We start from the raw sequence: 26,028 nt of genomic DNA, 5'->3' as shown, positions 1-26,028 counted from the left end.
TTCTGTGCTCCATCCGCCTTGTCCTCGGGCTTCTCACGACAATAAATAGAGGTGCCCTTCTACTAAATCATCCGCCACCTTTCCGACGACGTCGTGAGCGGTTCGAGTACCGCTCAACGACGCAATCAAGTCGCGAAACAGATTTTTAGAGATACGCCTCTATTCGTCAATATTCAACAGTGCCAGGAAGGCTTCCTGGGGAACCTCCACCCTGCCGACCTGTTTCATGCGTTTTTTGCCCTCTTTCTGCTTTTCAAGCAGCTTGCGCTTGCGGCTGATATCGCCGCCATAACATTTGGCAAGCACATTCTTGCGCATCGCCGATATGGTTTCGCGCGATATCACCTTGCTGCCGATGGCCGCCTGTATGGCGACTTCATACATCTGCTTCGGAATGATCCCTTTAAGCTTCAGGCAGAGCTTCTTGCCCCAGTCATAGGCTTTCGAACGGTGTACGACAATCGAGAGCGCATCGACCGTATCACCGTTCAGAAGCACATCAAGCTTGACCAGTTCGGACTCACGGTACCCGATGTACTCATAATCCATTGAGGCATAACCCTTTGAAATCGATTTCAGGCGGTCATGAAAATCAAAGACGATCTCGGCAAGCGGAAACTCGAAATGCATGATCACCCTCAGGGTATCAAGATAATCGGTGTTCTTGTACTCACCCCGCCGCTCCATACCGAGCTTCATGATGTTGCCGATATAGTCAGCCAGTGTAATAATCTGCATGCTGACATAGGGTTCTTCAACCAGGCTTATCCGTCCGGGTTCAGGCATCTTTGATGGATTGTCAACAATAACCATCTCTGAGTTGGTCAGCATAACACGGTACTCCACATTCGGAACCGTGGTAATGATATTGACTCCATATTCACGTTCAAGCCGCTCCTGTATGATCTCCATATGCAGAAGACCGAGAAAGCCGCAGCGAAAACCGAAACCGAGCGCAACCGACGTTTCAGGGGTGTAGACCAGCGAGGCATCGTTCAGGGCAAGCTTTTCAAGCGATTCACGCAGGTCCTCGAACTCATTGGAGTTAATAGGATAGAGGCCGCTGAAGACCATAGGCTTGACATCCTTGTATCCCGCAAGACGCTCTTTTGCCGGATTATCGGAAAGTGTGACCGTATCGCCGACCTTGGCATCCTTGACATCCTTGATGGAGCAGATCAGATAACCGACATTACCGGATTCAAGAATATCTTTCGGCTGCCGCTTCATGCTCATGGTGCCGATTTCGTCAGCAAGAAAAAGCTTGTCGTTGGCAAAAAACTTGACCCTGTCACCCTTTCTAAGAGAGCCCTCAACGATACGCAGATAGATCACCGCCCCCCGATAGGCATCAAAAACCGAGTCAAAGATCAGCGCCCTGAGCGGGAGATGATTGTTGTCGGCCGGAGCCGGAACCCGTTTGACAATAGCTTCAATAAGTAGGTCAACGCCGATACCGGCCTTGGCCGATACGGGAATAATATCCTCACGCTTGACACCGATCAGATCGATAACCTGACGGGCAACGCCCTCAACATCGGAAGAGGGAAGATCAATTTTATTGATGACCGGAATAATGTCGAGCCCGGCATCTATGGCGAGATAAAGGTTGGCAATGGTCTGCGCTTCAACACCCTGTGTGGCATCAACCACAAGCAGCGCGCCTTCGCAGGCCGCAAGCGAACGTGACACCTCATAGCTGAAATCGACGTGACCCGGAGTATCAATAAGGTTCAGGGTGTACTCAATACCATCCTGAGCCTTGTACTTCATCTGGATGGCATGGCTTTTTATGGTAATACCGCGCTCCCGCTCAAGGTCCATGTCATCAAGAACCTGGGCGGAGGCCATCTGGGTGCGGTCAAGGGTGTGCGTTATCTCCAGCAGGCGATCGGCCAGTGTGGATTTTCCGTGATCAATATGAGCGATAATGCAGAAGTTTCTGATACGGTTAACTTCTGTACTGGGCAAGGCCATATAAAAGGGCGTTTTATTCTGGTAAAAATTTCAAGGTGAGAATATAAGCAATTAATACGATTGTGCCGACCCGGAGTCAAGAGAGAAGCTCTGATGCTGTTTCTGAATGATTTTAAAGCTCCGTGGGAGCGCAACATGCGTAGCACTTGGTTATAATTGCTGGCAGAGAGTGAGTGAATGAGGGCTGACGACACAAAGCTCGCCAGCGAAAGCGCATTAGCGCAAAGCGTCCGTCTGAAGCACATTGTCAGGCATGGTTTCAACCGGCACCATCTCGTCAATTATCGTTTCTGGCGCAATATCCTGTTCGTGCGGCCAGGTAACAGCACCAAAAAGAGTACCGACCTGATTGAAATAATGCACATCTCTGAGTTCCCTGAAGACACCGCGATCAAGGTAAGGCTTCATATCAAAAACACCCTGACGTCCATCTTCAATTTCCACATAAATGCGATAATCAGATAACGGTTTGACAGCTTTTATATCCCAAAACATACCAGACCTCACAGTGGTGTAATTTTACATGGTTCTTCCCCATTAACCGCTAACTCCCAGTCAACCATTAATTCATCACGATGTAATTCAAACGGATAATGATTCCGTAAAACATTGATATGATTGGCATTTTGCATGTTCTCCTTTTTTTATACCGAACGACGAAACTGTACGGTAGTGCCCGGCCATCGACACAGTTTCGTCGTTCGGTAATCATATTTTTTCCATACCCGATCTCTGTCCGCAATTTCATAGGGAGGCTATATACCTTCAATGGCTTTGGAAAGAGAAACTTGCTTCAATCGCTTGGCATTATTGGATTTGAAGAAATTTCGGTTTCGGCACACATTCCTTCATCGCTACCGCACTCTGGACAAGTCGTATTATCATCACTATCAGTCCAAGAGAAACCACATTTGGCGCACGAACATTCCCACACCGTAGTCGTCTTTGTCTTTCTGCAATTTACGCATCCTGGACAGTCTCTTTGTTCAGCTACGGTCATCTTCCCGGTGCCTCTGCATGTAGAACATGTTTGGTCTAAAACCTTGCCTGACCCATCACATGCGCCACATTCATACTTCACGTTTACGACAATAACTCCAGTACCATCGCACATCCCAAGCTTCTCATTCATTTCACGTCCATCCTTCTTACCAAGACAATTACCGTTGCACGTTACTGAAAACTCCCGCCCACATTGGCAAGTTCCACTCAGAGTTACGGGATCAGTGACACCGGGTTCATGTCCGCATTCGCCCACATAAGCGCCACAATGATTACAATACATGTCCTTTGACATATTGCATCCTCCCTTTTTTTTCTATAACAATAATCAGATGGATCCGCCTAAACTGCGGATTTTTGAATTATAACCCACAAAAGAAGCCACATGCTGCTGTTGCAGGGTGCATATACTGACATAGTACGCAGATATCCGGATTTTTCCACGGATGATGGCGTATTTTTCAACTATTGATGAAAGAGTTAGAATAAACGTACCGGGGACACTGAGGATTATGTGATTTGCCGGGCAGTCCACAAGAACAGATCACCTGCTGCCTTGGTGATCGTGCTATGGCAAGTAGTCCCGGAAATCGCGTTCAATGAAAAAAATATTTGTAAGTATAACACTTGGTGATATATTTTAAGAAATGAGAGTGTTCAAATACAAATGGTTTCACCGCTGGGCAGAAGAGGAGAAACTGTCAGACAATCTGCTCAGTGAGGTTGCGCGACAGATCATCAATGGTCAGGTCGAAGCTGACCTCGGTGGTTACTTGTTCAAAAAACGAATACCGAGACAGGGACGCGGAAAAAGCTCCGGATACCGGGTAATTGTAGGGTACAAGAGGCCGGATGACAGTCGCATTGTTTTCCTCTATGCGTTTCCAAAAAACAGCAGATCAAATATCACTCTCAGAGAAAAAAGTGCTCTTCAACTCGTTGCAAAGAGTTTTATCCTTGCAACTGATGATCAGATCAATAAACTTTTAGCGAATAAAGAATACAGGGAGATAACTGATGAGTGAAATACTCGATATCGCACACGAAATGGCACAGGGCCTGTTCAAAGCAGGTGCAATGGATGCTGTAACCATGAGGACAGTGGAGGCTCTTTGCTTACCATCGAAGCACTCTTACGAGCCGGAGGATATTCGCAGAATTCGGAATGAAAACCATGTAAGCCAGGCCGTCTTTGCTGCAATGCTCGGCATAGGCAAAACAACCGTTCAGCAATGGGAGCAAGGTCTGAAAAAACCTGGTGGCGCAGCCAAACGACTACTGGATGTGATCGACCGGAAAGGAATTGCGGTACTCGGTTGAAATAAGGTACTGAATACTACAGGAAACAGACTATCCCGTTCAGTGCAAGGTCGGAGTTTTTTTATCGAGTCGAACTATTGACTTACGGGTAGAGGCTGTGCCCGGTGTTTTTTCTGAGTCTTCACGCTTCAATCCCAATTGAAAATCAATGATATCCTTACCCAAGGCAGCCTCAAACTCAACAATGGTTTTCAGGGTAGGATTTGACCAGCCTGCCAGAATTCTGCTGACATAAGACTCTTTTTTGCCCAGCTTGTCTGCCAGTTCACGTTGCGTCATACCAGTTGATTCAAGCAGTTCATTAACCTTGACGGCAAACTCACCCTGCCGTTCAACATATTTTTTGGTAACGGAGGGTATTTGCTCAACGACTTTTTGAAACAGTGAATTGCTCATGATCTATCCCCGGATGTAAACATAAGGTTGCCACTCATTTTGCCTGTATCGCGTTCTATTTTGATCTCACAGGACCTCTGGCGCTTTAAAATCTGTTTGTCAATCAACTGTAGTTCAGGAACAATATGCCTGAGTGCGTTGTCTTTCTGATAGGTTTGAGCGGTTTTAATACCGCCGTTACCAGCAATCACCAAAATTGAAGACCAGCGCAAACAGTATAACCTGATCCTCCCTTTCTTCAAGGCTGCTATAGAATCTGTCCGCAATCCTTCGTTCATTTCAAAAAACTGCTCTCTGAAACCCAAACTGTTGGTCATACAGGAAAGACGTTGAACGATTTCGTTAAACCCTCTTTCCTGATGCAACTGCTCGCTTTGAAGAAACTTGTCAAGTTCACTCTCTTTCTCCCCGCCAAACAAAATCGAGTAGAGTGCACCGCATTTTCCTTTATCGACCAGTACTATTTCAAAACCTTTTTTCACTTATAAGTTAAGTTTCTTTTTAAAAAAGAAAACAAAAACAATGATTTTTTATTCTTGATAGAGACAGACTGAGCTTTATTCCCACCTCTTGCCTCCGAATATGGATCACAAGAGAAGTGAAATGTATTTCATGCGTAATTTAACGCTTGAGCAGATATTGAACAAACATCGTGTAATGAGGGTCCAGATTCAGGGACGTAAGTGACAGAGGTAAGTTGATCAGAAGTAAAAGCTGGATTCCTCTCTGCGTTCGGAATGACAAGTGAGACGGTTAGGAATGACACATAAGGGGGTTCGGGATGGCAAGTAAAGGAATTCGGAATGGTAAAAATGAGGGTGGATCTACACCGCCAGTACGATTTATCGGGTTCTGTAGGGGCGTAGTGGCCCCGCCCTTAGACAAAAGAGATCGTATCCCGGTCGTGGCGGAAGCCGCGAAGGAACTCGGTGGCTTCCATTGGTTTGCGGCCTTCGAGTTGCTGAGAGAGCAGTTCAATCCAGCCGTCAGAGCCTTTGGCATAGAGGTGGCCATCCTTGACAAGAATGGTGCCGGGAGATTCGGATGAAGATGCAATTCCGGAAGCAGCCACAGTTGCCTTGAAGATCTTCATGGTTTTACCTTCAAACGTGGTCCATGCAGAGGGCCTCAGGGCAAGACCCCTGATAAAGTTATGAAGCTCCTTTGCCGGCTGCGACCAGTTAATGCGGGTGTTGTCGCGGGTGAGTTTGGGTGCACGGGAGGCAAGAGAATCATCCTGACCGAAAACCGGAACCGAGCCGGAAGCCATCAGGCGGAGGGTTTCGACAACAACCCCGGCTCCGATTACCGAAAGGCGACGGGCAAGACCGGTGGCATTTTCTTCAGGAGCAACAGGAGTTTTTGCCGTGAGAATGATGTTTCCGGTATCAACACTCTTCTTGAGAAAAAATGTTGTCACTCCGGTCTCCTTTTCGCCCCGGATAATGGCCCAGTTGATCGGTGCGGCTCCCCGATAGGCGGGAAGAATCGATGCATGCAGATTAAACGCTCCAAGCCGGGCCTGTTCATAAACCTCTGGAGGAAGGATGCGGAAAGCAGCCACAACAATGGCGTCAGCCCGGCAGGCGGCTACCGTTGCGGCAAACTCCGGACTGGAAACATCATCGGTTTCATAAACCGGCAACCCAAGCGCAAGCGCTGCCTGTTTTACAGGGCAGGGTTCCGTTTCGGCATTTTTTTTTCTTCTGGGCTTGTCCGAACCGGTGACCACCAGAACCGGTTCAAATTCACTCTTCAATTCAGCTATTGCCTGCAGGGAGGGAACGGCAAATTCGGGTGTTCCCATAAAAACAATTCTCATAACAATTCAATATGAATTAGACTCAACCCTGAGTTGCAACATTGGCTGGAGAGACAACAGGATACTCCGCGTCGATAATACCCGAGGCAATATCCGTCAGCTCTTTCTGGATTTTTTTCCGGCTGCGCTTCTCCATCCGGTCAACAAAGAGTGTCCCGTCAAGATGATCAATTTCATGCTGCAACGCTCTGGCCAGCATGCCGGAGAACTCACGGGTCCGCTCCAGGAAATGCTCATCACGGTATTTAAGCGAGATGACGGCCGGACGCTCCACATCACCGTTTACCCCGGGGATGCTCAGGCACCCCTCTTCCATAACATTACATCCGCTGACAGCGAGAATGTGCGGATTGATGACCACCATCGGCTTTTCATTGGCATAGTTGTCAATGCAGGAGAGATCCAGTACAAGAAGCCGCACCGAATGGCCGACCTGGGGGGCTGCAAGCCCTATGCCTTCGGCGTTGCGCATCGATTCGAACATGGAGGCAATAAGCGCCTCAATTGCGCTGTCAATCCCTTTCAATGGTTTGGCTTTCTGTCGAAGAATATCATCACTATAGATGTTGATCGGTAAAATCATACGCTTTACTGCTTTTTTTCAGGGCATAATCTGCAATATTGAAAAAAACCTTGGCCGTCTGCATAAAGTTGCCGGACAGACAAGGGGTGAAGAGCTGAAACATGGCTGATAAAATAAGGAATATCTGTCAGATTTCATTCCTCCAGACCTCTACCAGCGGCATCTTCCGGAAGGAGAGAGCCGGTTACCCGCCTTTGGACGAATCCGATCTCTTTCTTTTATAGGCCGCGCCAACCCTGTCAAAAACCTGTTTAAAACCCTGAAACCGGCCGAAAGTATTTTTAACCGACTCAACTGCACTCTCTGCACCGGTATCGTCAATGCTGCCGCTCTGTACAGGATAAATCAGGATAAAGCTGTTTTTCCGGAAGAACCGGTTAAGATAGAGCGGAATTTTGGCCATTTTGCTGTGATAGGAGAGATGATTTTTCCGGCTCATGACAACGATGAGGTTATCATCATTTTTTATCTCCCGGGAGAGTACGAGAAAATCATTCCAGTCCCTGAAAACCTTGTATTCGGCATCGGAAATAGCTGCCGAATAGCGCTCTTTCAGAAAAGCAATGGTTGGCTGTGCTGCGTAGAGCACCAGTCGGCTTCCGGTGTTTTTCTGTATGATTATCAGTTTCTGCAGCCAGTGCTCAAAACCGATTTCATGTTCAGCCTCGGCAGGAATAACAACTACAGTCCGCCTGATTGTTGCCAGAGGCTGAACAGATTTGTAGATAAAGGTTGTAACGTTGCACCGTCCGAGAATGTTCTCCGATGCGCTGCCAAGAATACTGTCGGTAAGCGGGCTTTTGTGATGCAAGCCCATAATCAGGTCGGTGATCTTCTGCTCCCTGATCACACCGGCAATGCCATTGACCAGATCACTGTCATAACGGATCAGCGGAATCAGCTCATGATCGGTTGAGGAGGCTGAAACAGCGGCTTTTTCCAGAATTTTACCGGCATTCCTGGCAGCAGCATTATCGCTCATGCTGTTATCGGCAACATGCAGGGCATAAAGGGCATTGCGGGTTTTATGCGATTTGATGGTAATGCCGAGATTGACCAGTTCATCGACCGTAGTGAGATCGTTCATCGGAATAAGTATCCGTTCTTCAGCCGTCAGAACTCCGGTTTCAGTTACCTCCTCTGCCGCTTCGGCAAGCGCAATATTCTCGGCCCCTCTCTGGCCGACAAAGGTAGCAAGCGTACAGGTGACCAGAACAAAAAGAATAGTACCGTTCAAAACACTTTCGTTGAGCAGCCTGACGGGATTGCCTTCGAGAGTGTAGCCGGTAATAATATTGTAGCCTATCAAAACCGTTGCAAGAGCTACAGCGGCATGTGCACTGATAAGCCCGAATATCAGTCTCCGCTGGTCAACTGAAAAACCGAAAAGCTTCTGGGTTATCCATGCTGAAAAATATTTGGCTACTGTAGCGGCTACAGTGATAACAATGGCCACCTTCAGGGTGTCATAATCCTTGAAAAAAGCCTGAATATTGATAAGCATGCCGACTCCGATCAGAAAAAACGGAATAAAAATGGCGTTTCCGACAAATTTGATCCGGTTCATGAGCGGTGATGTATGCGGGATCAGACGGTTGAGGGAGAGCCCGCCGAGAAATGCGCCGATAATTGCATCAACACCTGCTGCCTCGGCAAGAAAGCCTCCGAGGAAGACCATTGCAAGCACAAAAAGATACTGAAGCACGCTGTCATCAAAACGCTTGAAAAACCATCGGGCGATGACCGGAAAAAGAAGCAGAACAACAAGCCCGAACAGGGTGATTGAAATCAGTAGCGTGATCCAGAATGTGGTTGTCAGAACCCCGGAGCTCATGCCTGCGACAACAGCAAGAACAAGCAGGGCGAGAGTATCGGTAATCATCGTCCCGCCGATGGAAATATTCACCGCTCTGTTTTTTGCTATGCCGAGCTTGCTGACCAGCGGATAGACAATGAGGGTGTGGGAGGCAAAGATACTGCCGATAAGAATGGATGAAAGCAGTGAAAAGCCAAGGATATAGAGCCCTACAACAATACCAAGGGCAATAGAGATGAAAAAGGTATAGAGACCGAAAAGGATACTGTTTCCGCTGTTTTTGCGAAAATCAGCAACGTCTATCTCCAGCCCGGCAAGAAACATGATATAGAGCAGACCAACCGTTCCGAAGAGGATAATACTGCTGTCCCGAAGCATCAGGTTAAGCCCGTGAGGACCTACGAGCGCGCCTGCAATGATGAGCGTGACAAGGCTCGGAATTTTAAGCCGGTTGAGAAGAAGGGGGGCAAAAAGAATGATAAACAGTATCAGTGAAAACTGTAATACCGGATTTTTCAAAGGCAGAGATATATCAATCAAGCTCAGGAGCAGCATCATGTACAATCCAGAAGTTATTCACTTGTCCTGCCGGTACTCTCTACAGGACTGGCCATGCTTTCAAACCAATCAAAAAAGGCATGCCGACAGTGAATTGAGGGTTACGTTCTGCTGATAACAGGAAAAAGATCACCATCACTGATGCCTGCCTGTTTTCTTACCGGCAAAACCCTGTCCGGAAGCAAATATGCATATCTTTTCAGTTGAACACAAACCATCAGACAAGCCAGTACCGCCAGAGGAATTCCCGACAGCGCTATTGCACTGTAAAAGCAGTGATTATATTACCTCCACAACCAGAGATGGCGTTCCATCAAACATTTTGACTGCACAACAATGCACTGGATCTACCTTATCATTGCAATCCTGTTTGAAGTATCCGGCACTACCTGCATGAAGTTCTCCTTCGGGTTCAGCAAACTTGTGCCATCACTTTTTATCTTTATTTTCTACGCATTGAGCTTTACCTTTCTTTCGCTGGCACTCAAGGTACTTCCTGTCGGTCTGACCTATGCCATCTGGTCTGCGGTCGGAACCGCAATCATTACCCTTATCGGTGTTATCTGGTTCGGCGAAGGAATCAATGCCGTCAAGCTCTTCTCCCTGCTTTTCATTATTATCGGCGTGGCAGGGTTGCATTTCAGTCAGGAACATGTTCACTAACAGATGAAGCATCAACATCCGATATACAGAAAGATTGTCGTAAAAGTCGGCACCAACGTCATTACCGGCAAAAATGGTCAGCTCGACCTTGAGATTCTCGGCAGCCTCACCACGCAAATTGCCGAGCTTCAAAAACAGGGAATCCAGGTTATTCTGGTTTCATCCGGTGCCGTCGGGGCAGGCCGCTCGGTGGTAAAGCTCTCCGGAACGCTTGCTCCGGTTGCGGCACGGCAGGTACTGGCTTCAACAGGTCAGATAAAGCTGATCAGCACCTACAACGATCTCTTTTTGCAGCACGGGCTTGTCACGGCACAGATACTGGTCACCAAGGGAGATTTCCGTGACCGTCAGCACTATCTCAATATGCAGACCTGCTTTTCATCCCTTCTGCAGCAGAATATCATCCCTGTTGTGAACGAAAATGATGCCGTCTCGGTGACTGAACTGATGTTTACCGATAACGATGAGCTATCCGGCCTCATTGCATCCATGATGGATGTTGAGGGATACATTATTCTCTCGCATGTGGACGGGCTGTTCGACCTTAAAACAGGCAATGGAGCCATCATAAGCGAAATCGACCCTTCGACAAAACACTTTCATCAGTATATCAATCCGGGGAAATCGGAGTTCGGACGCGGCGGGATGCTGACCAAATGCCACATAGCGCAGAAACTCTCCCGGCTCGGCATAACCGTCCATATTGCCAACGGGCGTACGCCGGGTATTCTGCTCTCGATTCTCAACGGAGAAAAAACCGGTACGAGATTTCTCGCGCAAAAACCGACCCATGGGCCGAAACGGTGGATCGCAAACAGTGAAGGGCTTGAAAAAGGTGCTGTCACCATCAACAAGGGTGCGGAAGAAGCGCTTGTGGGTGATGAACGGGCCAACAGTCTTCTGCCCGTCGGTATTGAATCCGTTGAAGGGCGCTTTCTGAAGGGCGACATCATCAAAGTCTGCTCGATGGATGGAGCTGCGCTCGGGTACGGAATGGCGCAATACAGCTCCGAAAAAGCACTCCAGGTGATGGGCCGAAATGGCCAGAAACCATTAATTCACTACGATTATCTCTACATAATATCCTGAAATCCGCAAAACATGCAGGAAACCATCATTCGACAGCTGGCCTTGGTTCAGCAGGCAAGCAGAGAGATCATCACCCTCAGCGATGCAAGTATCAACCTTGTACTCTCTGACCTTGCACAGAAAATCCCCCTGCACAGCGAAGAGCTGCTCAATGCCAACATGAAAGACCTTGAACGGATGGATCCAGCCGATCCGATGTTTGACCGTCTGATGTTGAACGCTGCACGTCTTGAGGGGATTGCCGGGGATATCGGCAATGTTGCCTCTCTCCCCTCTCCGCTTGATATGGTGCTTGAAGAGCGGGAACTGCCTAACGGCCTTGGACTGAAAAAAGTAACCGTGCCCATGGGCGTGATCGGCATCATCTATGAAGCGCGCCCGAACGTCACCTTTGATGTTTTTGCGCTCTGCCTGAAATCCGGCAATGCGACGGTACTCAAGGGCGGCAGTGATGCATTGTATTCGAATTTGGCCATTGTTGAGCTGATTCACTCGGTACTCAGAGAGCACAACATCAATCCCGACGTGCTCTATCTGCTTCCGGCTGAACGGGAAGCAGCCGCCGTGATGCTCAATGCGGTCGGCTATATCGATATGATCATTCCCCGGGGCAGCCAGAAACTGATTGATTTTGTCCGCAACAACGCAAAGGTTCCGGTTATTGAAACCGGTGCCGGAATTGTGCACACCTACTTCGATAAGAGCGGCAATCTTGAGCTTGGCAAAAAGGTCATATTCAATGCCAAAACCCGCCGTCCAAGTGTCTGCAACGCTCTTGATACGCTGGTGATTCACCATGACCGTCTTGATGATCTTGCAGCGCTTTTGGAACCGCTGCAGGAGAAGCAGGTGGTGCTCTTTGCCGATGAACCGGCCTTTGGCAAACTGCAAGGGTGCTATCCTGAAGCACTGCTGAAAAGGGCCGAACCGGAACACTTCGGCACCGAGTTCCTTTCACTGAAAATGTCGGTAAAAACCGTCTCATCCCTTGAAGAGGCTCTGGATCATATTGCCCGATACAGCTCACGCCACAGTGAGGCAATCATAGCCGATGACCCTGAGGCAAAAGCCGCATTCCTCAAAAGGGTTGATGCCGCCGTTGTCTATGCAAACACCTCAACCGCTTTCACCGACGGAGCACAGTTCGGCCTTGGAGCGGAGATCGGCATCAGTACCCAGAAGCTGCATGCCAGAGGCCCGATGGCCCTCAGAGAACTCACTACCTACAAATGGATCATCGAAGGTGACGGACAAGTGAGGCCGATGTGATGGGTGTGGAGAGATGTTGTTTCTAACAAAGGACTCTGCATTATTGGGGAATAAAGTAAAGTCAATTAATCAAAGCCATACCAGAGAAGAAAAAGGCAACAACAATGGGAGATATCCGGGGGTGTTCAGAAGATTGAAAGCGAAAAATCCATACAAATCGCTTCATTATCTTTGCATCTCTTGTATAGTGATATCACATTTAGTATCATACATCTTGTGAGCCAAGCAGATAAAATCCTTCAGCAGATGCAAAACAATCCGCTGGACTGGCGGATTGAAAGTCTGAAAACCGTTGCCGGCGCTTACAACATCGAATGGCGGCAGCGAGGTACAAGCCACGTCGTTTTTGTTCGCGCTGATGGCCGGACGTTACCCGTCCCTGCTCATAGGCCCATTAAACCGGTATACATAAAGAAATTTGTTGATTTTGTAATGGAGTGATCTATGAAAGATTTAAGCAAATACCCGTTTGAAATTCGCCCTCTTTCAAAAAAAGAGGGTGGTGGTTATATGATTTCATTTACTGACTTTTCAGAGTGTATTTCAGATGGCGAAACAATAGCGGAAGCAATTGAAAATGGTATGGATGCCTTGCATGAAACTATTGCTGCCCTTGAAAGCCTGAACATGCCTGTTCCGGAACCAGATAGTGGTGGCTCGCACAGTGGCAAGTTTATTCAACGGGTTCCTAAAAGTATTCACGCCCGTTTGGTTATGAGAGCCAAACAAGAGGATGTCAGCATGAACTCTCTTGTACTATCCATACTCGCAGAGAGCCTGGGCAAGCGCGAAAAAGTTTAACAAAACATTGACCATGCTTGAAGCCAGAAACATCACCAAGTCCTATACCCTTCCGGGGCAGCAGGCAATTCCGATTCTCAGGGGAATCGATCTCCAGATCGGTGAGGGAGAGATGGTTACCATTGTCGGCGCATCGGGCAGCGGCAAGACAACACTGCTCAATGTGCTCGGCACGCTCGACACACCCGACAGCGGAGAGATCCTCTTTGACGGAGAGCGGCTCTTCATGGATAAAAAATACTCCCTCTCCCCGAAGGCACTGGCAAAGTTCCGGAACCGGAAAATCGGGTTTGTCTTCCAGTTCCACCACCTCCTGAGTGACTTCACTGCCATTGAAAATGTTGCGATGCCGGAGTTCATCGCAACGGGGAAACTCCCTCCGGCAAAAAAACGTGCCGCCGAGCTGCTTGAAAGCCTCGGGCTCTCTGAACGGTTCGACCATCTTCCCTCGGAACTCTCCGGCGGAGAGCAGCAGCGGGTCGCCATTGCCCGCGCCCTGATGAACCGGCCAAAGCTTGTGCTTGCCGATGAGCCGAGCGGCAACCTCGACAGCAAGAACAGCCGCATGCTCTATGAGCTGATGGCAAAACTGAGCAAGGAACGCAAAACCTCCTTTATCATTGTCACCCACAACGAGGAGTATGCCGCCCTCTCCGACCGCTGCCTCCACATGCAGGACGGATTGCTGCATGCGGGCATTGAAAAAATACTGTAAAATACCGAAGTCTCTCTACTTGTTTTTCAGTAGTTAGATTGCTAACATGAAGTCGTACTTTCGTACTAACGATAGCAAAGCAATCATGGCACAAGTCCGAGTAAGAAACAAACACCAGATCACGATACCCTCGCGTATTGCTGAATCGGCTGACATCAAACCAGATGACATGCTTGATGTCACATACAAAAACGGTGTTATTACCCTTATACCCGTCGCAAGAACCAAGAGGAAGGACTCTCCGCTGGCTTATGCCGGCATCGCAAGAGGGTTATGGGGTAAGACCACATCGGAAATTGAGATTGAGCTTGGGAAAAACCGTGGATCATGGGAGCGCTAAAGGATACGCTCGACCTGTTACAGGGTCAGCAGGTCTATCTGGACACCAATATTTTTATCTACTTTCTGGACCGGAACCCCGATTACTTCCCATTTGTGCAGCCAATTATTGAGGCTGTTGCATCTGGATCAATAATTGGCTGTACAGGAGATGCTGTGATTGCAGAAATACTTGTAAAGCCTTACCAGTCAGGTAACTTCCAACTGGTTGCAAGCATAAAATCGTTTTTCAGATCAGAAAATTTTCTCTCTGTATATTGCCACAATGCTGAAGCATTTGATCTTGCTGCACAATTGAGAGCCAACTACAACCAAAAATTTATTGATGCTTTGCACTACGCAACGGCAATTATAGCAGGGTGTAAATTTATCATTACCAACGACAGCGGCATCAAATCAAACAACCTCATTGAGGTAATCCATCTTTCCGCATTGCTGGCCAAATAAACTGCTGATCTATGAACGAACGACCTTCGATCCATAAACTCGGGCCGGTTACCCTTGCACCCTCGGTTCTCCCCCATCATGCCTGGACCTATCTCTTCGCAGCTTTTTTCTCTATCGGACTGGTTACCTTTGTTTCAATCGGGCAGGCCTATATCCTCAATGAACACCTGAAAATCCCCACCTCCCGGCAGGGAACCATCAGCGGCAACCTTGTTTTCTGGACGGAGATCGTCACCCTGCTCTTTTTTGTGCCAGCCGGGGTTCTGATGGATCGTATCGGTCGCAAACCGGTCTACAGTGCAGGATTTGTCATTGTTGCACTGGCTTATGCGCTCTACCCTCTCTCCCGATCTATTGAAGAGCTGACCATCTACCGGATGATCTATGCGCTTGGTATTGTTGCCCTTACCGGAGCGCTCTCCACGGTGATGATCGACTACCCTGCCGAGCGTTCAAGGGGAAAACTTATTGCCATCACCGGATTTCTCAACGGCCTTGGAATTGTTGCACTGAACTCGTTTTTCGGCGGCCTGCCGCATCGGCTGGTTGCAAAAGGGTTCAGCGGCAGTGATGCCGGGCTCTACACCCACTTCGCCATCGCCGGAGTTGCCCTGATTTCCGCTGTCGTTGTCGGATTCGGACTTAAAGGGGGTACTGAAGTCCGCAAGGAGGAGCGCCCGCCTCTGCGCAACCTGCTCTCAAGCGGTATCAGTTGCGCCAAAAACCCGAGAATCCTGCTCTCATACGGCGCAGCGTTTGTGGCCCGTGGGGATCAATCCATTATCGGAACCTTTCTGCCGCTCTGGGGAACAACGGCGGGAATCGCCATGGACATGGAACCTGCCGAGGCGGTCAAAAAAGGAATGATGATCTTTATCATCTCACAAGGAGCGGCTCTGCTCTGGGCACCGGTTATCGGCCCGCTGATCGACCGGTGGAACCGGGTCACGGCACTGATTGTCTGCATGGGGCTTGCAAGCGTCGGCTATCTTTCACTTGGCCTTGTGGGTAATCCGCATGAAACGGGATCAATCATCTTTTTTATTCTTCTCGGTATCGGCCAGATCAGCTCCTTTCTCGGTGCTCAGTCACTTATCGGTCAGGAGGCGCCAAAAGCAGAGCGGGGATCGGTAATCGGGATGTTCAATATCTGCGGTGCAGCCGGAATCCTTGTCATCACAACTGTCGGAGGACGGCTATTTGACTCCATGAGCCCCAAGGCGCCGTTTATTGTTGTCGGCGCCATCAATACGGTTGTCATGCTTGCAGCGCTCTATGTCCGGATCAAATTCCCCGGTAGGGGCTACAACAGGGAGGAGCACGATTCTCCCGAATGATACGAAAAGAAAAGAAAGAAAGTGGACGTAAGTGGACGAAGAAATGGTGGACAGAAGTGGACTCAAGTGGACAAGAGGAAGAAATTACCGGATAGTGAGTTCAGAGATATTTCAACTCCCCCGAGGAGGTCGGGGGAGTTGAAAAAATGTCAGGCGAGCAGAACCTCGCATATCCTCTCTACCTCCTCATCCTTCAGGTAGGGATGCATCGGAAGCGAAAAGACTCTTGAACTCATATCCTCTGAAACCGGGAAATCCCCCGCTTTATAGTTGAGCGAAGCATAGGCTTTCTGGAGATGCAACGGAATCTTGTAGTAGATCATGGTCGGTATCCCCTCTTTCTGCAACGCCTGCATGAGCTGATCGCGCTCTGAAGATGAAGCGGCAAGTACGGAGTATTGCGCCCATGCCGAACGGTATCCTTCAGGAATCCGGGGTACCGTGACTTTTCCCTCAAGCCTCCTGCTGTAGGAATCAGCAACACGCTGGCGGGCATCAAGTTCGTCATCAAATATGGCAAGTTTTTCAAGCAGCACCGCAGCCTGAAAAGAGTCAAGCCTGCCGTTGATACCGATCCGCTCATTATTGTATTTGTCAACACCGCTGCCATGAATTCTGACCGAACGCAGCAGCAGGTCAAGCTCATCATCATCAGTAAAGATAGCTCCGCCATCACCATAGCAGCCGAGCGGTTTGGCAGGGAAAAACGATGTCGCCCCGACAAGACCGAAACTACCGGCTTTGCGCCCTCTGAAACTGCCGCCAAAACCCTGTGCGGCATCCTCAAGGATCCAGAGATTGAACGAGGCGGCGACCGCTTCGATACGCTCATAATCAGCCGGCAGCCCGAAAAGATCGATGGGAATAAGTGCCTTTGGCTTCAACCCTTTTGCAAGAGCCTCCTCGACACCCCTTCCGACAAGCTCGGGGTTGATATTGAAGGTTTCAGGACAAACATCAACAAAGACCGGCGTCGCACCGGCAAGACTGATCACTTCAGCAGTAGCAAAAAAGGTAAACGGCGTGGTCAGCACGGCATCCCCCGGTCCGATCCCTTTTGCAAGCAGAGGCATGAGCAGGGCATCGGTACCTGATGAGCAGGAGACACAGTGACGTGAACCGACATAAGCGGCCAGACGTGACTCAAGCTCGGTCACTTCCGGTCCCATGATAAACTGGCAACTATCCACAATGCGCTCAAGGCGCTCAAGAAGCGGTGTGCGAATCCGGTCTTTCTGTGAAAGCAGATCGATAAATTGCATGATAATGGGGGGTAAAATCAATGATCAATTGAAACTGTAAGTCAAAATACAGCTTCATTTCATTCTTTCAAGCGCTGAGAACATTTCCCCCGACCGGCCCGGAGGGTGAAGCACAATCCTTCCCTCCCTGCCATTTCCGATAGATGGTGACACAATCAGATTGAAACCGGGTTTTGTGCTCCATAGGATTTTTATGTATATAGTACAACAGACACGTTTATTTCGTGTCGCACAGTAATATGAAGACAATCTTCCCTGGATGAGCTCCTTCTACTTTCTCGGCATCGGCGGTACGGCAATGGCTTCGGTGGCTGTTGCACTCTCCCATGCAGGTCACGCCGTAACCGGCTCGGATACACAGCTCTATCCGCCCATGAGCACTTATCTTGAAGAGCATAATATCCGCTACTTCAACGGATTTGCTGAAAAGAATCTGCAGCATGCCCTGCCCGATTTTGTTGTTGTCGGCAATGCAATAAGCCGTGGCAACCTGGAACTCGAATATGCCCTTGACCATCATCTTGAACTGATCTCGATGCCGGATCTGGTTCGCCAGCATCTGATCGAAAAAAACACCTCGATAGTGGTGGCCGGGACACATGGAAAAACAACCACAACTTCACTCGTCGCCTGGCTGCTTGAGCACGGTGGCCTTAAACCGGGTTTTCTTGTCGGCGGAATTCCGGAAAACTTCTCCATGGGGTGCAGGCCTTCCGGCAGAATTGAAGAGGGTTTTTTTGTCAGTGAAGGAGATGAATACGATACGGCCTTTTTCGACAAGCGAAGCAAATTTCTGCTCTATCGACCTGATATCGCCATTATCAATAACATTGAATTTGATCATGCTGATATTTTCAGTTCGTTAGAGGATATCAAGCGCAGTTTCAGGCTCTTTGTCAATCTGATTCCCCGTAACGGCACCCTGATCGTCAACAGCGATGACCCGACAACCATAGAGATCGCTTCAAAGGCATTCTGCCGGGTTGAACGGTTCGGTCTGAAAACAGATGCAGAATGGAGCGCCCGTAACATCTCGGTAGCGCATGATACCTCTACCTTTGATCTCTTTTACAAAGGAGAGCTCCAGGGATCAATCACGGTTCCGCTCTTCGGCAACTACAACATTATGAATGCCCTTGCCGCAACCGCTGCGGCTGTAACTGCCGGCCTCCCTTTTGAGGCGATCGCGAAAGCCATGCCCCTTTTTCTGAGGCCGAAACGGCGTATGGAGATCATCGGCACATACCCCGGAAACATAACCCTCATCGAAGATTTTGCCCATCATCCAACGGCAATTCGGGTAACGCTGGAAGCTATCGCAGAGCTCTACTCGGGTCGAAGGGTTGTAACCTGTTTTGAGCCCCGGTCCAACACAACCACCCGGAATATTTTTCAGCAGGAGCTCTCGGAGTGTTTCGGCCCGGCATCCATTGTCGTGATGGGAAAAGTTCACCGTCCGGACCGCTATAAACCTGAAGAGTGCCTCAACACCTCCCTGTTGCGGGAAGAGCTTCAGAAGCAGGGTAAAACGGTCTTTCTTTCAGGAGAAAAGCCCGGAGCCTATCCTGACAATATCGTTCACTTCCTGAAGCAGCAGATCCGGGATGATGATGTTGTTGTCGTACTGAGCAACGGCAACTTTGGCAATCTGAAAAACATGTTGCAGGAAAGTTTTATAAAAATTTCCTGAATATTTCAATTTTGATATTATATCTTCACTGATATTTTTTAAATAAAAACCGGCACAGCCCTGCCTGTTTTTTTGACAGCTAACACTAACGCAATACAAGACCGGAAGGACATTATGGCAAAAGTTAAAGTCGGCATTAACGGATTTGGCCGCATCGGGCGTCTGGTTTTCCGCCAGGCAATGGATAACCCGAAATATGAAATTGTTGCAATCAACGATCTCTGTGACCCGAAAACCCTTGCTCACCTCCTGAAATACGACTCCACCCACAAGAAGTTCAATGGTGAAGTCAAAGTTGAGGGTTCAAATCTTGTCGTTAACGGCAGGGTTATCACCATCACCGCAGAGCGTAACCCTGAAGCGCTTCCATGGAAAGCACTTGGATGCGATCTGGTTGTAGAATCAACTGGTATCTTCACGTCGCGTGAAGGCGCAACAAAGCATCTTACCGCAGGAGCAAAAAAGGTTATCATCTCCGCTCCTGCAAAGGATAAAATTGATGCCACCATCGTGCTCGGGGTCAATGGCAACTCCATCACCGGCAAGGAAGAGATCATCTCTAACGCAAGCTGCACCACCAACTGCCTTGCTCCTATGGTTAAGGTTCTTCAGGACAGTTTCGGAATCGAAAAGGGATTCATGACCACGGTTCATGCCTACACCAATGACCAGAACATCCTTGACCTTCCTCACTCCGACCTTCGCCGCGCCCGTTCAGCAGCGTTGTCAATCATCCCGACCAGCACCGGTGCAGCAAAAGCCATCGGCGAAGTTATTCCCGAGCTTGTTGGAAGACTTGACGGTTTCGCCATGAGAGTCCCGGTACCGGACGGTTCGGTTACCGATGTTACCGCAATTCTTAGCCGTGCAGCATCAAAAGATGAGATCAATGCAGCAATAAAGGCTGCTGCAGAAGGTCCGATGAAAGGATATCTTGAGTATTGCACCGATCCGATCGTCTCCCAGGACATCGTCGGAAACCCTCACTCATGTATTTTCGACTCTCTGTTGACCATGAGCTCTGGCAACTTAGTAAAGGTAGTCGGCTGGTACGACAACGAGCTTGGTTACTCAACCAGAGTTACCGATCTTCTCGGAATCTACTCGCAGTACGTATAACCTTTCTCACGAGAATGAAATATTCTAAAAAAGGCGCTCCAACAGGGCGCCTTTTTTATTGCCCTCGACAGTTGATCAGGACGGCATTCTTGGAGTTGACCGGCTGAATATGTAATTTTACGTTTAGTTCCAGTCTACCAATAAGCCGCAACCATTCACTTCTCCCATGACCAATACAGCTTCCAAACCTATGAAAGCCCTCATCCTGTTCGACAGCAAAACTTCAGGAGGATCGACCGAACAGCTTATCGATGCAATTGGCCGGGAACTTGCGGCAACCGGTGCATACGTGGAAAAAGCCAAATGCAAAAGTCTGGGGGATTACAGCTTTGTGGAGGAGTTTGACGTTATCATCATGGGAGCCCCGATCTACTACCTGATGGTCTCTTCTGAACTGCTCGGCGCACTCCTGCAAAGCAACCTGAAAAAGTTTCTGCAGGGCAAAAAAGTCGGCCTCTTTCTTACCTGCGGCAGCCCGGAGCTGATGGCAAACCTGCTCTATCTCCCCCAGTTGAAGCTCAACCTTGCCGGTACAACAACGCTTGCTGAAAAGATTTTTGCCCCGAATCAGACTTCCGATCCGCTCATCATCAAAAATTATGTCACGGAGCTGGTTGCAGCCTACCGGAAGGCAGAGACCAAATAACAACAGTCTGCCGATACCTTACTCCTCCGGAGCTGAAATACAATAGCCCTGAACAGAAAAACCCCGATGAAACGGGGTTTTCTGTCTGGAATCCAGGCTTATTCTCATGAAAAGATGTCGCGGGCTTTTTCAAAAAAGCTCTTGGCATGAGGATCGTTATGGGCGTCAGGAGAAATTCCCTGCGATTTCTTCAGCTCCTTCAACAGCTCCTTGTCCTGATGGGAGAGATCTTTCGGCACATAGACATTGACCTTCACATACTGGTCGCCACGTGACGAGCCCCTCAGATGACCGATACCATATCCCGGTATGCGAAGCATGGTCTCCGGCTGTGTCGAGGGAGGAATGGTGAGCTTGACCGCTCCGTCGAGCGTGGGAACGTCAACTTTCGTTCCAAGTACAAGATCCGGAAAACTTACCGCAAGCGTATAGACCACATCGTCACCATTGCGAGAGAAGAGCTCATGAGGAATCTCCTCAAGCACCACAATCAGATCTCCTGCAGCACCACCTCTCGGCCCGGTATTGCCCTGACCGCGCAGGGTGAGATAGTTGCCGTCCTGCACACCTGCCGGAACCGTGACCTTGACCGTAACCTCTCCAAGCTTGATCCCCTCCCCGTAACAGGAGGTACAGCGATCCTTGATAATCCGGCCTTCGCCTCCACAAGTGGGACATGCCGCAATATTGACAAACTGGCCGAACATGGTTTTTTGGGCCTGGCGAACCTCTCCTGTACCATTGCAGGTCTTGCAACTCTCGGTAGCTCCTGATTTGGAGCCGCTGCCGTTACACTCTTTGCAGGCAACCTGCTTTTTTATCTTCAGTGTTTTATCAACACCTTTGGCAATCTCCTCAAGGGTAAGTTTCAACCGGATTTTCAGGTCGGTGCCCTGGATTCCGGCAGATGCCCTGCCCTTTCTGGCTCCGCCTCCGCCGCCAAAAAACTCCTCAAAACCGAACGGTGCACCACCGCCAGCTCTTGACCTGCCGCCGCCGAACATATCGTTGACTGCACTGAAAATATCGCTGAAGTCACTGGCTCCGCCATACTGCCCGCCGCTGCCTGAAGCCGCTGAAGAGCCGACACCTGCATGACCGAACTGATCATAACGGCGCCGCTTGTCATCGTTGCTCAATGCTTCATAGGCTTCATTGACCTCCTTGAAGTGCTCCTCTGCATCCTTGTTATCAGGATTTTTATCAGGATGAAACTGAACCGCCAGCTTTCTGTATGCCTTTTTTATTTCGTCCTTGGTCGCCGAACGGCCAACGCCAAGAACCTCGTAATAATCTTTCTTCATAATATCACCAGCAAATTTGCTTCTCTTTTGTTCATTGTTAAAAATCGGACGATGCTATCTGGCAACAATGACCTTGGCATGCCTGATAACCTTTTCACCCAGAAGATAACCGGTCTGATACTCTTCAATAATGGTATCCGGTTCTGCTTCAGGATGATCAACCTGGGAGATCGCTTCATGAAAATTGACATCAAGCTTCCCGCCTATCGACTCAATCGCCTTGACGCCCTTCTGTTCGAGCCAGCGGTCAAGACTTTTCCTGACAAGTTCTACTCCGGCAATATAGGGCGCGGCTTCGCTTGCAGTTTCTGTATTTGATGGCGCGTGAGCAAGAACACGCTTGACATCATCGACAACCGGAAGCAGTTCCCTTATAATATTCTCAAGTGCACGCGAAGAGGCCATCATGGACTCCCGCTCCTTCTGCTTGCGGAAATTCTCAAAATCCGCCGCTCTGCGAAGCAACTCGTCACGAAATTTATTAACCTGCTCCTGCTGACGAACAAGCTCGGCTTCAAGTTCAGCTACCCTGTCAACCGGCAGATCACTTTCGGCTGCTGACTGCTCCGGGGATGTTACCTCTTCCGGTACAGCAGTTTCCTGATTCTCCTTATTACTCAAGGGTTCATTCGTTGCGTGCTTAGTCATAAATATATTTTCTTGTTAGTTAACATCCGACAGTTTTGCTGACAGAGAGTCAGCCATATAGTTGATTACACGTACAGCGTGTTCGTAATCCATACGTTTCGGCCCGAAAATACCAATTTTCCCGACCATATTCCCAATATAATAGGGTGTTGAAACAATGGTCAGCTCTTCGGCCTGCCGTTCACTGTTCTCCTTGCCGATACTGATGGAAATATCGATACCGGAGGGCCTGATCACCTCAACCAGGGGGCCATTGTTTTCTACCAGCTTGGCCATGCTGAACTTGTCCTCAATCATCGTAATGAGATCGCGTACCTTTTCCGGCTGCTTGAACTCGGGCTGATCGACAATGTACTCTGTACCGGAAATATAGAGCCTCTCAAAAATAGGGGACTCATCAAAAAGTGTTCCTGCTGAACGGACAACAAGATTTTTCAGGGCAGCGTCACAATCACAGTCATAAAGTCGTTTTGCAATGCTCCGACGGATTTCAGCAAGTGTCAATCCGGCGAGTCGTTCATTGATCACATCGACAACGTCATCAACAGTCTGCCGTGATACCTCAAGATCAAGTTCCATCACAATGGTCTTGACAAAGAGCGACTGAATAGACAAAATAACCATCATTCGTGTCGAACTCAGAAGCACCATGTCAAGTTTTTCAAAGATCGCGTTTGAGAGTGTCGGTGAGAGCACAACACTCAGATTTCTTGAAATTGAACCAAGCACTTTGGCCGCCGACAGCAGCACATCGGCCGAGGCCCCCTTGCGTTCAATGCCGAACTGGCCGATATTGGCGTCAATGCGCTGTTTCTCCTGTTCATCAAGTGACTGGACCGTCATAATCAGGTCAACGTAATAACGGTACCCCTGATCGGTAGGAATCCTGCCTGCCGAGGTATGAGGCTGGCTGATATATCCTGCATCTTCAAGCTCGGCCATGACATTGCGGATCGTCGCATCGGAAAGGCCGAGTTTGTAGTTCCGGGCAATATAGCGAGAGCCTACCGGGGCTGCGGTAACAACATAGCTCTGAATTATGATGCCGAGTACCTGCCGCTCCCTTGCGTTAAGATTACGAGATGTCATCAACGTAGACCTTAGTCAGTCCCTTTGGTTTCAGTAATAATACATTTCACCCCACCCGGAAGTTCCGGGGGTTACCATCAATGTGCTACAATATAGTGCTGTGAAAGCGTTTTTACGAAAAAAACGCGACCCGGAGAGACTCTCTCTCTCTTGCTGGCAATCGAAAATAACCGGGGTATCGCCTTTTATAGCCGTGAGCGGTTAGAGAGTAAGGCGGACAGAGTCGCGAATCGTCTGGATAGAACAACAAGAAATAATTCCAAGCCTCTACTCCTCAACACGCCCCACCGGGTATAAATTTCAATCGACGAGTCTACCCGAAATAACCCGGTCAAGTCCGGAATAGTCCTTGGTGACCGTCAGAGCTGAAAATCCATGACTTTTCATGATCTCTGAAACCAGAGCCGCACCATCGGCATGCAGTTCAAAAAAGAGTTTTCCTCCCGCCGTCAAAAGCTTTGCGGCCTGCCCGGCAACGGACCGGTAACACTCAAAACCATCCGGAGTCGTCAGTGCAAGTTTCGGCTCATAATCCCGAACCTCCTTCTGAAGAGAGTCCCACTCACCATCCGGAATATACGGCGGATTGGAGAGAATGAGCGTAAACGGCCCTGTGGAAATCCTTTCCGAAAAATGATCGTCAAGCATATCAGCCGTAACAAATGAAATCCGTGACTCGACACCGTGACGCCCGGCATTCCGGCGGGCAACGGCGAGTGCATCCAAAGAACAATCGACGGCCGTGGCCGTAAGCGCCGGGCAGAGTTTTGCCATGGTTACGGCAATACATCCGCTTCCTGTCCCGATATCCAGAATGTTCGCTTCACCCGGGCCGCCCCTGCCGGAATAGCCGAGAGATTCCAGCGCCTGCTCCACAAGCAGTTCGGTTTCCGGACGGGGAATAAGTACCCGCTCATCTACACTGTACTCCAGCCCGTAAAAGCACTGCTCTCCAAGAATGTACTGCACCGGGCGCCCCTCAAGCCGCTGGCGGCAAAGATCCCGGAAACGATCAAGCTCATCCTCGTAAACCGGTCTGCTGTAGTGCAGATAGAGTTCAAGGCGGCTCTTGCCTATAACGCTACCAAGAAGCAGTTCCGCGCTCAGACGAGGCTCATCAACATTTTTTTCCGTAAAAAACCCGGTTGTTCTCCTGAGCAGTTCAACAACCTGCCACTCTTTATATTCTTCCATCCCACTCTGTTAATGCCGGCATGCACAATGCGCTTCCAGAACAGACCAGGCTGTGCAATACCGGAGCAATTCGTTTTAAAAAAGTCATAAGAGAGGTAACATTACAAAAATTACATTAGCTTTTACCTATGATAGATACGATACTGCGCCTAACCCGACCAACTGACACCCTTAACGCCACGATACGATGAAAAAACTTCTGTCTCTCCTCCTCATCATGCTCTCTCTTTGCTCGGCAGCTCCAGCATCTGCCGCAGCGAAATTTACCGGCATCATGGATATGTCGCTTAAACTTCCGAGCGGTTCCGCGCTTGTCACCTACACCTTCGGCAGCGGTACCCAGCGCATGGATATGCTCATGCGGATGAATAAAATACCTGAACCGCTGAAAACCTCCGTCATCACCAGAGCTTCCAGTCCGGACCAGGCTTACATCATCAATCATGAATCAAAAAGCTACACAATAGTCAATCTCAAAACTGCTGCCGAAAACTCACTGCTGCTTGATTTTGACACCAACTATAAACTTGCAAGGCTTGGAAAGCAGGTTATAAAAGGTTACACCTGCGAACATATCAGCCTGACCAGCACAACCGAAAAGCTCGAACTCTGGGTAACGCGCGACCTTGGTGATTTTTCCACCTTCAGAATCCTTCAGTCGCAGAATCCGCGCCTCTCCAATACCTCACTTTCGCAAACCCTCAAGAGCGCAGGCATAGAGGGATTTCCCGTCAGGATTATCCAGAAAAACGATAACGGTCTCTATGTGCTTGATCTCATAAAAATTCAGCCAAAAGCGGTTCCTTCATCCGAATTCGCTATCCCGTCTGGATACGTAAAGGTTGAAAACAATCAAAAACCCCTCGGCACGCAGCAGAAAGCACATCTTAAAAACCTTATGGAAAAAATGAAAAAGTTTGAAAAGTAGGGTTTTGCGCTGAG

27 protein-coding genes are annotated in these 26,028 nt (G+C 49.0%); 15 read left to right on the top strand and 12 right to left on the bottom strand.

Features of this window, described 5'->3' with window-relative positions:
* Positions 1 to 159 precede the first annotated feature (159 nt).
* Both lepA and BOO20_RS03865 read right to left on the bottom strand, forming a co-directional pair.
* Complete coding sequence (gene lepA, locus BOO20_RS03870; RefSeq protein WP_076790736.1) at positions 160 to 1,977, bottom strand: translation elongation factor 4; 1,818 nt, start codon at positions 1,975 to 1,977, stop codon at positions 160 to 162.
* A 216-nt stretch (positions 1,978 to 2,193) separates the two neighbouring features.
* Positions 2,194 to 2,472 carry a DUF2442 domain-containing protein gene (locus BOO20_RS03865; RefSeq protein WP_076790735.1) on the bottom strand — a complete coding sequence of 93 codons (279 nt, stop codon included), beginning with the start codon at positions 2,470 to 2,472 and terminating at the stop codon, positions 2,194 to 2,196.
* A 1,154-nt stretch (positions 2,473 to 3,626) separates the two neighbouring features.
* On the opposite strand from BOO20_RS03865, the gene BOO20_RS03860 reads away from it, so the two are divergent.
* Positions 3,627 to 4,004 (top strand): type II toxin-antitoxin system RelE/ParE family toxin, encoded by a 378-nt coding sequence (locus BOO20_RS03860; protein ID WP_076790732.1) that lies wholly within the window; start codon positions 3,627 to 3,629, stop codon positions 4,002 to 4,004.
* Positions 3,997 to 4,299, top strand: coding sequence for a DNA-binding transcriptional regulator (locus BOO20_RS03855; protein ID WP_076790729.1), 303 nt, complete (start codon positions 3,997 to 3,999; stop codon positions 4,297 to 4,299). The genes BOO20_RS03860 and BOO20_RS03855 overlap by 8 nt, the downstream gene beginning before the upstream one ends.
* 39 nt (positions 4,300 to 4,338) lie before the next feature.
* Here the strand turns inward: BOO20_RS03855 and BOO20_RS03850 are convergent, their stop codons facing one another.
* The 5 genes from BOO20_RS03850 to BOO20_RS03830 form a co-directional block, all read right to left on the bottom strand.
* Entirely contained in the window at positions 4,339 to 4,695 is a 357-nt protein-coding gene (locus BOO20_RS03850) for a helix-turn-helix transcriptional regulator (protein ID WP_083694531.1), read from the bottom strand.
* A complete protein-coding gene (locus BOO20_RS03845; RefSeq protein ID WP_076790728.1) occupies positions 4,692 to 5,177 on the bottom strand; it encodes a hypothetical protein in 486 nt (161 codons plus the stop codon). Before BOO20_RS03845 ends, BOO20_RS03850 begins: the two co-directional genes overlap by 4 nt.
* A 395-nt stretch (positions 5,178 to 5,572) precedes the next feature.
* Positions 5,573 to 6,517, bottom strand: a complete 945-nt coding sequence (fmt, locus tag BOO20_RS03840) for a methionyl-tRNA formyltransferase (protein ID WP_076790727.1) — start codon at positions 6,515 to 6,517, stop codon at positions 5,573 to 5,575.
* 22 nt (positions 6,518 to 6,539) lie between these two features.
* Entirely contained in the window at positions 6,540 to 7,100 is a 561-nt protein-coding gene (def, locus tag BOO20_RS03835) for a peptide deformylase (RefSeq protein WP_076790725.1), read from the bottom strand.
* A gap of 184 nt (positions 7,101 to 7,284) precedes the next feature.
* A complete protein-coding gene (locus BOO20_RS03830) occupies positions 7,285 to 9,471 on the bottom strand; it encodes a cation:proton antiporter (protein ID WP_076790740.1) in 2,187 nt (728 codons plus the stop codon).
* A gap of 339 nt (positions 9,472 to 9,810) precedes the next feature.
* Here BOO20_RS03830 and BOO20_RS03825 point away from each other — a divergent pair, with 339 nt between their 5' ends.
* The 9 genes from BOO20_RS03825 to BOO20_RS03785 all read left to right on the top strand — a co-directional run bounded on the left by BOO20_RS03825 (position 9,811) and on the right by BOO20_RS03785 (position 16,134).
* Positions 9,811 to 10,137 (top strand): multidrug efflux SMR transporter, encoded by a 327-nt coding sequence (locus tag BOO20_RS03825; RefSeq protein WP_076790723.1) that lies wholly within the window; start codon positions 9,811 to 9,813, stop codon positions 10,135 to 10,137.
* Between the two features lie 3 nt (positions 10,138 to 10,140).
* Complete coding sequence (gene proB / locus BOO20_RS03820; RefSeq protein WP_076790722.1) at positions 10,141 to 11,226, top strand: glutamate 5-kinase; 1,086 nt, start codon at positions 10,141 to 10,143, stop codon at positions 11,224 to 11,226.
* 12 nt (positions 11,227 to 11,238) lie between these two features.
* Complete coding sequence (locus BOO20_RS03815) at positions 11,239 to 12,495, top strand: glutamate-5-semialdehyde dehydrogenase (RefSeq protein ID WP_076790719.1); 1,257 nt, start codon at positions 11,239 to 11,241, stop codon at positions 12,493 to 12,495.
* Positions 12,496 to 12,711: 216 nt separating this feature from the next.
* Positions 12,712 to 12,936, top strand: a complete 225-nt coding sequence (locus BOO20_RS03810; protein ID WP_076790737.1) for a hypothetical protein — start codon at positions 12,712 to 12,714, stop codon at positions 12,934 to 12,936.
* Positions 12,937 to 12,939: 3 nt separating this feature from the next.
* A complete protein-coding gene (locus BOO20_RS03805; RefSeq protein WP_076790717.1) occupies positions 12,940 to 13,296 on the top strand; it encodes a type II toxin-antitoxin system HicB family antitoxin in 357 nt (118 codons plus the stop codon).
* Positions 13,297 to 13,309: 13 nt separating this feature from the next.
* Complete coding sequence (locus BOO20_RS03800) at positions 13,310 to 14,011, top strand: ABC transporter ATP-binding protein (protein ID WP_076790716.1); 702 nt, start codon at positions 13,310 to 13,312, stop codon at positions 14,009 to 14,011.
* An 85-nt stretch (positions 14,012 to 14,096) separates the two neighbouring features.
* Entirely contained in the window at positions 14,097 to 14,351 is a 255-nt protein-coding gene (locus BOO20_RS03795; RefSeq protein ID WP_076790715.1) for an AbrB/MazE/SpoVT family DNA-binding domain-containing protein, read from the top strand.
* Positions 14,339 to 14,797, top strand: a complete 459-nt coding sequence (locus tag BOO20_RS03790; protein WP_076790714.1) for a type II toxin-antitoxin system VapC family toxin — start codon at positions 14,339 to 14,341, stop codon at positions 14,795 to 14,797. The genes BOO20_RS03795 and BOO20_RS03790 overlap by 13 nt, the downstream gene beginning before the upstream one ends.
* Positions 14,798 to 14,808: 11 nt before the next feature.
* Entirely contained in the window at positions 14,809 to 16,134 is a 1,326-nt protein-coding gene (locus BOO20_RS03785) for an MFS transporter (RefSeq protein ID WP_076790713.1), read from the top strand.
* A gap of 149 nt (positions 16,135 to 16,283) precedes the next feature.
* Here the strand turns inward: BOO20_RS03785 and BOO20_RS03780 are convergent, their stop codons facing one another.
* Entirely contained in the window at positions 16,284 to 17,396 is a 1,113-nt protein-coding gene (locus tag BOO20_RS03780; protein WP_076790711.1) for a DegT/DnrJ/EryC1/StrS aminotransferase family protein, read from the bottom strand.
* A gap of 259 nt (positions 17,397 to 17,655) precedes the next feature.
* On the opposite strand from BOO20_RS03780, the gene murC reads away from it, so the two are divergent.
* From murC to BOO20_RS03765, 3 genes are all read left to right on the top strand, one after another.
* A complete protein-coding gene (gene murC / locus BOO20_RS03775) occupies positions 17,656 to 19,086 on the top strand; it encodes a UDP-N-acetylmuramate--L-alanine ligase (RefSeq protein WP_076790710.1) in 1,431 nt (476 codons plus the stop codon).
* A gap of 114 nt (positions 19,087 to 19,200) precedes the next feature.
* Entirely contained in the window at positions 19,201 to 20,205 is a 1,005-nt protein-coding gene (gene gap / locus BOO20_RS03770) for a type I glyceraldehyde-3-phosphate dehydrogenase (RefSeq protein ID WP_076790708.1), read from the top strand.
* A gap of 190 nt (positions 20,206 to 20,395) precedes the next feature.
* Positions 20,396 to 20,851: a flavodoxin family protein gene (locus BOO20_RS03765; RefSeq protein ID WP_233120868.1), complete on the top strand. Its 456-nt coding sequence runs from the start codon at positions 20,396 to 20,398 to the stop codon at positions 20,849 to 20,851.
* A gap of 104 nt (positions 20,852 to 20,955) precedes the next feature.
* On the opposite strand, the gene dnaJ is transcribed toward BOO20_RS03765, so the two are convergent.
* The 4 genes from dnaJ to prmC form a co-directional block, all read right to left on the bottom strand.
* Entirely contained in the window at positions 20,956 to 22,155 is a 1,200-nt protein-coding gene (dnaJ, locus tag BOO20_RS03760) for a molecular chaperone DnaJ (RefSeq protein ID WP_076790706.1), read from the bottom strand.
* Positions 22,156 to 22,209: 54 nt separating this feature from the next.
* Positions 22,210 to 22,803, bottom strand: a complete 594-nt coding sequence (locus BOO20_RS03755) for a nucleotide exchange factor GrpE (RefSeq protein WP_076790705.1) — start codon at positions 22,801 to 22,803, stop codon at positions 22,210 to 22,212.
* A 15-nt stretch (positions 22,804 to 22,818) separates the two neighbouring features.
* A complete protein-coding gene (hrcA, locus tag BOO20_RS03750; RefSeq protein WP_076790703.1) occupies positions 22,819 to 23,892 on the bottom strand; it encodes a heat-inducible transcriptional repressor HrcA in 1,074 nt (357 codons plus the stop codon).
* Between the two features lie 300 nt (positions 23,893 to 24,192).
* The gene (gene prmC / locus BOO20_RS03745) at positions 24,193 to 25,086 is read right to left on the bottom strand and encodes a peptide chain release factor N(5)-glutamine methyltransferase (protein WP_076790701.1); all 894 of its coding nucleotides are present in this window, start codon (positions 25,084 to 25,086) and stop codon (positions 24,193 to 24,195) included.
* Positions 25,087 to 25,273: 187 nt separating this feature from the next.
* Here prmC and BOO20_RS03740 point away from each other — a divergent pair, with 187 nt between their 5' ends.
* Entirely contained in the window at positions 25,274 to 26,014 is a 741-nt protein-coding gene (locus BOO20_RS03740) for a DUF4412 domain-containing protein (RefSeq protein ID WP_076790698.1), read from the top strand.
* Positions 26,015 to 26,028: the final 14 nt, after the last annotated feature.

The organism is Chlorobium sp. KB01, from assembly GCF_001975465.1.
Lineage (GTDB): Bacteria > Bacteroidota > Chlorobiia > Chlorobiales > Chlorobiaceae > Chlorobium.
The sequence above is the reverse complement of the archived record's forward strand: the minus strand, read 5'-3'. Positions and strand labels throughout refer to the sequence as shown.

Bases quoted from the DNA above. Each gene is read 5' to 3' on its own strand.
- BOO20_RS03755 (WP_076790705.1), bottom strand. From the start codon at position 22,803: ATGACTAAGCACGCAACGAATGAACCCTTGAGTAATAAGGAGAATCAG.
- BOO20_RS03740 (WP_076790698.1), top strand. From the start codon at position 25,274: ATGAAAAAACTTCTGTCTCTCCTCCTCATCATGCTCTCTCTTTGCTCG.
- BOO20_RS03805 (WP_076790717.1), top strand. From the start codon at position 12,940: ATGAAAGATTTAAGCAAATACCCGTTTGAAATTCGCCCTCTTTCAAAA.
- BOO20_RS03790 (WP_076790714.1), top strand. From the start codon at position 14,339: ATGGGAGCGCTAAAGGATACGCTCGACCTGTTACAGGGTCAGCAGGTC.
- BOO20_RS03825 (WP_076790723.1), top strand. From the start codon at position 9,811: ATGCACTGGATCTACCTTATCATTGCAATCCTGTTTGAAGTATCCGGC.
- BOO20_RS03785 (WP_076790713.1), top strand. From the start codon at position 14,809: ATGAACGAACGACCTTCGATCCATAAACTCGGGCCGGTTACCCTTGCA.
- BOO20_RS03860 (WP_076790732.1), top strand. From the start codon at position 3,627: ATGAGAGTGTTCAAATACAAATGGTTTCACCGCTGGGCAGAAGAGGAG.
- def (WP_076790725.1), bottom strand. From the start codon at position 7,100: ATGATTTTACCGATCAACATCTATAGTGATGATATTCTTCGACAGAAA.
- BOO20_RS03830 (WP_076790740.1), bottom strand. From the start codon at position 9,471: ATGCTGCTCCTGAGCTTGATTGATATATCTCTGCCTTTGAAAAATCCG.
- murC (WP_076790710.1), top strand. From the start codon at position 17,656: ATGAGCTCCTTCTACTTTCTCGGCATCGGCGGTACGGCAATGGCTTCG.
- BOO20_RS03795 (WP_076790715.1), top strand. From the start codon at position 14,097: ATGGCACAAGTCCGAGTAAGAAACAAACACCAGATCACGATACCCTCG.
- BOO20_RS03855 (WP_076790729.1), top strand. From the start codon at position 3,997: ATGAGTGAAATACTCGATATCGCACACGAAATGGCACAGGGCCTGTTC.
- BOO20_RS03865 (WP_076790735.1), bottom strand. From the start codon at position 2,472: ATGTTTTGGGATATAAAAGCTGTCAAACCGTTATCTGATTATCGCATT.
- lepA (WP_076790736.1), bottom strand. From the start codon at position 1,977: ATGGCCTTGCCCAGTACAGAAGTTAACCGTATCAGAAACTTCTGCATT.
- fmt (WP_076790727.1), bottom strand. From the start codon at position 6,517: ATGAGAATTGTTTTTATGGGAACACCCGAATTTGCCGTTCCCTCCCTG.
- gap (WP_076790708.1), top strand. From the start codon at position 19,201: ATGGCAAAAGTTAAAGTCGGCATTAACGGATTTGGCCGCATCGGGCGT.
- dnaJ (WP_076790706.1), bottom strand. From the start codon at position 22,155: ATGAAGAAAGATTATTACGAGGTTCTTGGCGTTGGCCGTTCGGCGACC.
- BOO20_RS03780 (WP_076790711.1), bottom strand. From the start codon at position 17,396: ATGCAATTTATCGATCTGCTTTCACAGAAAGACCGGATTCGCACACCG.
- prmC (WP_076790701.1), bottom strand. From the start codon at position 25,086: ATGGAAGAATATAAAGAGTGGCAGGTTGTTGAACTGCTCAGGAGAACA.
- BOO20_RS03815 (WP_076790719.1), top strand. From the start codon at position 11,239: ATGCAGGAAACCATCATTCGACAGCTGGCCTTGGTTCAGCAGGCAAGC.
- proB (WP_076790722.1), top strand. From the start codon at position 10,141: ATGAAGCATCAACATCCGATATACAGAAAGATTGTCGTAAAAGTCGGC.
- hrcA (WP_076790703.1), bottom strand. From the start codon at position 23,892: ATGACATCTCGTAATCTTAACGCAAGGGAGCGGCAGGTACTCGGCATC.
- BOO20_RS03765 (WP_233120868.1), top strand. From the start codon at position 20,396: ATGAAAGCCCTCATCCTGTTCGACAGCAAAACTTCAGGAGGATCGACC.
- BOO20_RS03850 (WP_083694531.1), bottom strand. From the start codon at position 4,695: ATGAGCAATTCACTGTTTCAAAAAGTCGTTGAGCAAATACCCTCCGTT.
- BOO20_RS03800 (WP_076790716.1), top strand. From the start codon at position 13,310: ATGCTTGAAGCCAGAAACATCACCAAGTCCTATACCCTTCCGGGGCAG.